The sequence below is a fragment of the uncultured Clostridium sp. genome (genome assembly GCF_937920395.1).
GTDB lineage: Bacteria > Bacillota > Clostridia > Clostridiales > Clostridiaceae > Clostridium_AD.
In genome coordinates this window covers 1-5,415 of record NZ_CALEVF010000149.1, presented here as the reverse complement: position 1 = coordinate 5,415, position 5,415 = coordinate 1, and the positions used below count along the sequence as shown (strand labels likewise).

Annotated in this window: 6 protein-coding genes; 4 read left to right on the top strand and 2 right to left on the bottom strand. The window is 31.5% G+C overall.

The window, feature by feature from the left end; translation table 11 throughout:
- The 4 genes from Q0649_RS10565 to nagB all read left to right on the top strand — a co-directional run.
- A partial coding sequence (locus Q0649_RS10565; RefSeq protein ID WP_298841295.1) for an HAD-IC family P-type ATPase occupies positions 1-498 on the top strand: 498 nt, incomplete at its 5' end.
- A gap of 209 nt (positions 499-707) precedes the next feature.
- Positions 708-1,439, top strand: coding sequence for a GntR family transcriptional regulator (locus tag Q0649_RS10560; protein WP_298841293.1), 732 nt, complete (start codon positions 708-710; stop codon positions 1,437-1,439).
- 57 nt (positions 1,440-1,496) lie between these two features.
- Entirely contained in the window at positions 1,497-2,654 is a 1,158-nt protein-coding gene (nagA, locus tag Q0649_RS10555) for an N-acetylglucosamine-6-phosphate deacetylase (protein WP_298841298.1), read from the top strand.
- A gap of 40 nt (positions 2,655-2,694) precedes the next feature.
- Positions 2,695-3,420: a glucosamine-6-phosphate deaminase gene (gene nagB, locus Q0649_RS10550; RefSeq protein WP_298841290.1), complete on the top strand. Its 726-nt coding sequence runs from the start codon at positions 2,695-2,697 to the stop codon at positions 3,418-3,420.
- A gap of 59 nt (positions 3,421-3,479) precedes the next feature.
- On the opposite strand, the gene Q0649_RS10545 is transcribed toward nagB, so the two are convergent.
- Both Q0649_RS10545 and Q0649_RS10540 read right to left on the bottom strand, forming a co-directional pair.
- The gene (locus Q0649_RS10545; RefSeq protein ID WP_298841287.1) at positions 3,480-3,908 is read right to left on the bottom strand and encodes a CBS domain-containing protein; all 429 of its coding nucleotides are present in this window, start codon (positions 3,906-3,908) and stop codon (positions 3,480-3,482) included.
- Positions 3,909-4,062: 154 nt separating this feature from the next.
- Positions 4,063-5,367 carry an MATE family efflux transporter gene (locus tag Q0649_RS10540; protein ID WP_298841286.1) on the bottom strand — a complete coding sequence of 435 codons (1,305 nt, stop codon included), beginning with the start codon at positions 5,365-5,367 and terminating at the stop codon, positions 4,063-4,065.
- Positions 5,368-5,415 lie beyond the last annotated feature (48 nt).

Here is a 5,415-nt window from a genome sequence, read left to right as displayed (position 1 = left end):
TCTATGGGTATTAAAAAAATAGTAATGCTTACTGGTGATAATAAAGATATAGCCAGTAGCATTGGAAAAGTTCTTGGTGTAGATGAAGTTTATTCAGAACTTCTTCCACAGGATAAGGTAGAAAAGCTTGAGAAACTTCAAAAAGAAAAGTCAACTAAGGGGAAAATTGTTTTTGTAGGAGATGGCATAAATGATGCTCCAGTGCTTGCAAGAGCAGATATTGGAATAGCTATGGGTGGAGTAGGTTCTGATGCAGCCATAGAAGCTGCTGATATAGTAATCATGACAGATGAACCATCAAAGATTGCTTTGGGTATACAAATTGCTCAAAAGACAAAGAAGATTGTTATGCAAAATATTGTATTTGCATTAGGTGTAAAGGCAATCATTTTGATCTTTGCAGTGTTTGGAGTTGCAAATATGTGGGAAGCAGTTTTTGGAGATGTAGGAGTTGCTTTAATTGCAGTGTTAAATTCTATGAGGGCAATGAAGGTTTAAAATAATATACTCTATGGTGTAGACAAAAATCTACGCTATAGAGTATTTTTTTATTGAAGAAGACAAAAATGATTTTAAAATATATATGTTTTGCTAAAAGAAAAAGCTTGCATTAACAATAGATTTGAATTATAATTGGTATATACAACATAACAACATGTTAACTATGGTTGTGTAGGTAAATTTAGTTATAAGTGAGGAGTAAAGTTTTGAAAAAAGTTTCGAAAGATAATCCTATACCACTTCATTACCAGATAAAAGAAATATTACAAGAAATGATTGAAAATGAAGTATTAAAGCCTGGAGATTCAATTCCAACAGAAAGAGAATTATGCAAAGTACAAGGTGTTAGTAGAATGACAGTTAATAAGGCTATTATGTCACTTGTTAATGAGGGACTTATATATAGGCAGCAAGGTAAAGGGACGTTCGTTTCTATTGCAAAGGTCAATCGTGAAATATCACTCCTTAAAGGTTTTACTGAGCAAATGCAGGACAATGGTGTAACATCAAAAACTAGAATATTATCTTATGAGATACTAGAGGCAACAAAACAATGCAAGCTTGAATTAAAAATGCCTATTGACGAAAATAAAATCATTGAAATTAAAAGATTGAGGTTTGGTGATCAGCAACCAGTAGCAATTGAAACAGCATGGCTTCCATATTGTTTGTTTGATGGAATGTCGAGAGAGATGATAGAGGGAAAATCACTATTTAGTATATTTCGTGAAAAATATGGATACTATCCATATGAGGCAAAGCAAATAATTGAACCTATAATGCTTAATGAATATGATAGCAAACTTTTAAATCAAGAGAATGCTGCTTTGGCATTAACATTTAGGAGAACTACATATTTAGAAAATGGAACTCCAATTGAATATACCAAAGCAATATATAGAAGTGATAAGTATAAATATCAAATAACATTGAAATAATGAATAAGTAAAAATTTTAAAATTAAAAAAACTAAAATATATGATGAGGTGATTAATATTAAAGCTATAATTAATGGAAAACTTATTATGAAAGACAGAATTATTTATGATAGCGTAATAGTCTTTGATCTAAAAATTGTTGATATTATAGATAATGAAAACTTCCATCAGTATAAAGAAAAGATTGAAGAAGAAATAGAAATTATTGATGCTAAGGGTAGATTTGTATCTCCTGGGTTTATCGATATTCATATTCATGGTGGTGGTGGGTATGATACTATGGACGGTACACAAGAAGCCTTGGGAATTATAGGTAATACTATAGCAGCAAATGGAGTTACGAGTTATTTGCCTACTACAATGACTATGGATATTGCTTGCATATATAAAGCATTAGATAATGTTAGGGATGCTATGAAGATAGAGAATATGGGAGCGAAGATTCTAGGCGTTCATATGGAGGGACCTTTTATAAATGAAAAGTATAAAGGGGCTCAAAAGGCAGATAATATTATAAAGCCCGATTATGATATTATAAAGGATTATTTAGATATTATTAAAATTATAACCCTTGCTCCTGAAAAGGATATAGATCATACTTTTATAAAGAAAGTTAAAGCTAATTCTAAAATTACATTATCGGTAGGTCACTCTGATGCAAGTTTTGAGGAAACTATGAAAGCAATTAATGATGGAATATCACATGCAACACATACGTTTAATGCTATGACGCCACTTAATCACAGAAAACCAGGTATTGTAGGTGCAATTTTTTCTAGTAATATTACTTGTGAGTTAATAGCAGATTTAATACATGTACATCCTGCGATTTTTAATATACTAATAAATGCTGTACACGCAGATAGAATGGTTCTTATAACAGATTCTATGCGGGCTGGTTGCATGAAGAGTGGCGTGTCTGAACTTGGTGGACAAAAGGTAATAGTTGAAAATGGTGCTGCAAGACTTGAGGATGGAACACTAGCAGGCAGCGTTCTTACTCTAAATAAGGCTGTACTTAATATGCTACGAAACAGTAATTTAGAAATTTATGATGTTGTTGCAATGGCAACTTTTAATCCAGCAAAGGTAATTAATATGGATGATAAAAAGGGAAGCTTAGAGCTTGGATATGATGCAGATATAGCTATTTTTAATGATGATATAGATGTTTCTTTTACAATAGTCGAAGGAAAAATAGTGTACGAAGCTTAAAAGTGAAATTTTGAGTATTATTATAAGGTGGTGCCAACATATGAGAATAATAGTTGTAGATAATTATGAGGAAATGAGTAAAAGAGCGGCTTTAATGGTTGCAAGTCAGGTTACGTTAAAACCTGATAGTGTTTTAGGGCTCGCAACAGGAGATACGCCATCTGGTATGTATAAGGAATTAATTAAATTATATAACAAAAAAGAAGTTGATTTTAAAGAGGTTAGAACTTTTAACTTGGATGAATATTATGGACTTAACCCTGAAAATTCTCAAAGTTATTATAAGTACATGATGAATAATCTATTTAATAGTATAAACATAAGTACAGAAAATATTAACATGCCTGATGGAATGGCAAAAGATGTAGATGATTTCTGTTTGCTTTATGAAAAAAAGATTAAAACTCTTGGTGGAATTGATATGCAAGTACTGGGTATAGGTGGAAATGGACATATTGGGTTTAATGAACCAAATGTAAATTTTGAAGCGCAAACGCATTTAGTAAATCTTGATGAACAAACAATAGAAGCTAATTCTAGATTTTTTAAATCAATAGAGGATGTTCCAGTAAAAGCAATAAGTATGGGTATAAAGACAATAATGAATTCTAAAAAAATAATTTTACTAGCCAATGGATTAAATAAAGCTGAAGCTATAGAAAAAGCAGTTAAAGGCAAAATCAATCCTAGTGTGCCTGCATCTATTCTTCAACTTCATAATGATGTAACTATTATTATAGACAAAGAAGCAGCAAGCTTATTATAAAATCAAAACACCTATTCTAGTTTTTATACTAAAATAGGTGTTTTAATTTTTATTATGGATTATATCAAACTCTTAAATTCATCATTTTTGTATAATAAATTGTAACAATAAGTTATTATATCACTTCTTTTAATTATTCCTATAAAGACACCGTTATCATCTATAACAGGAACAAAATTTTGATCTTTTGCAAGCGATATTAAGCTCTCTATATCTGCATTGATTAATACTGATTTATTCTTAACATGTCTTGGAATATCACCAATTAAAATTTTATTTGTATCATTAAAACTTAAATTGGGAGTGTTCTTTAATTTCCATAATAAATCACCTTCTGTTAAAGTACCTACATAATTACCAGATTCATTTACTAAAGGTACAGAAGTATATCTATGGTACTCCATTCGTTCCAAGGCTTGTCTCATAGTAGAACTTGGTTTTTCATAAACAACTTCATTTTTAGGTGTAAGAAAGAAAGCTATGTTCATAGTTCAACCATCCTTTAAAATCTTTATTTTGGTCAATTCATCTGCATAGCAACTGTTTATCTGCATAGCAGCTGTACATCTCTTGTAGAGATGTTTATTTAATAATAACAGTATACCATGTTAATAGGTCATATTTATTAACAAAACATTAAAATTAATTAGAGGAGGAAGCCTGCATTTTTATCACAGTTTTATTCTTCCATTTTCCTTTTTTAAATCGAATAAGATAAAGAGTGCCACGAACTAGCCAATCAACAATCATGCCTACCCACACGCCAACGAGTCCGAATTTTAATACAACCCCTAATAAATATCCTAAAGTAATTCTAAAAAGCCACATCCCTATAATTGCGGTTACTAGTGTATACTTTACATCTCCAGCACCTTTTAGCCCGGCTGGCAGAACAAAGGAGATTGACCATATGGGAATGCAGGCAGAATTTACTATAAGTACGATAGCTGTTAAATGAATTATTTCTTTATTAGTTGTAAATAGTGAGACTACATTTGGTGCAAATGGTATAAATACTGCGGCTATTATAATTAAGGCAATAGTTGAAAGTTTTGTAATATAGGATAGAGATTTTTCAGCCTCAACAGTGTCATTTCTTCCCATATACCTTCCTACAAGAGCGGTTGCAGCAATACATAATGAATTACCGGGTACATTAAGCATAGTTGCAACGGAGCCTGCAATAGCGTTTGCGGCTATTGCAATAGTCCCCATATTTACTATGAATACTTGAGTTATTAACTTTCCACCATTAAACACTAAGGACTCTATACTAGCAGGAACACCAATACCAAACACAAGCTTTAATAATGACTTATCAAATTTGAACTTCTTTATATTTGTGAGTTTTAAAATTTTTGAACCACGTATAAGCACTACTATTATAAGAATGCCTCCACTAACCCTAGCAATTGCGATGCCAAGTGCAGCACCCATTATTCCCAGGTGAAGTATATTTATAAAAGTGTATGTTAAACTCACATTTATAATGTTCATAAAGATACTGATTTTCATTGGTGTCTTTGTGTCTCCAGCTCCACGAAGGAGGCCATTTGCAATTAAATCAATTGTTATTAATGGATAAGTGAGTAATGTAACACTTAAATAGGTATGAGCATTACGTATTACTTCAGGCTCAGCATTACCAAAAAGTGCATTGATTATAGGACCTTTTAATAAAAACATCATAATAGTTAAAATAAAAGTAATTATAAGTCCAGAAAAAAGAGCTTGCTTCATAGCTTCATTAGCTTTTTTTATGTTTCCTTGACCAATGAATTGAGCTACAACGACCATACCACCAATTGCAAGTGCCGAAAAGAATGCTATAAATATATTATTTATAGAATCTACCATTCCAATTGCAGATACTGCTTCTTTTCCTATATGACCTGCCATCATAGTGTTTATCATACCCAGGGATATAACAAATAGTTGTTCTGTCATAGATCGGAAGAGCGTCGTGTAGGGAAAGAGTGTGGATCAAGTGTAGAT

Coding starts and splice junctions, on each gene's coding strand:
- nagB (WP_298841290.1), top strand. CDS start 2,695: ATGAGAATAATAGTTGTAGATAATTATGAGGAAATGAGTAAAAGAGCG.
- Q0649_RS10545 (WP_298841287.1), bottom strand. CDS start 3,908: ATGAACATAGCTTTCTTTCTTACACCTAAAAATGAAGTTGTTTATGAA.
- Q0649_RS10540 (WP_298841286.1), bottom strand. CDS start 5,367: ATGACAGAACAACTATTTGTTATATCCCTGGGTATGATAAACACTATG.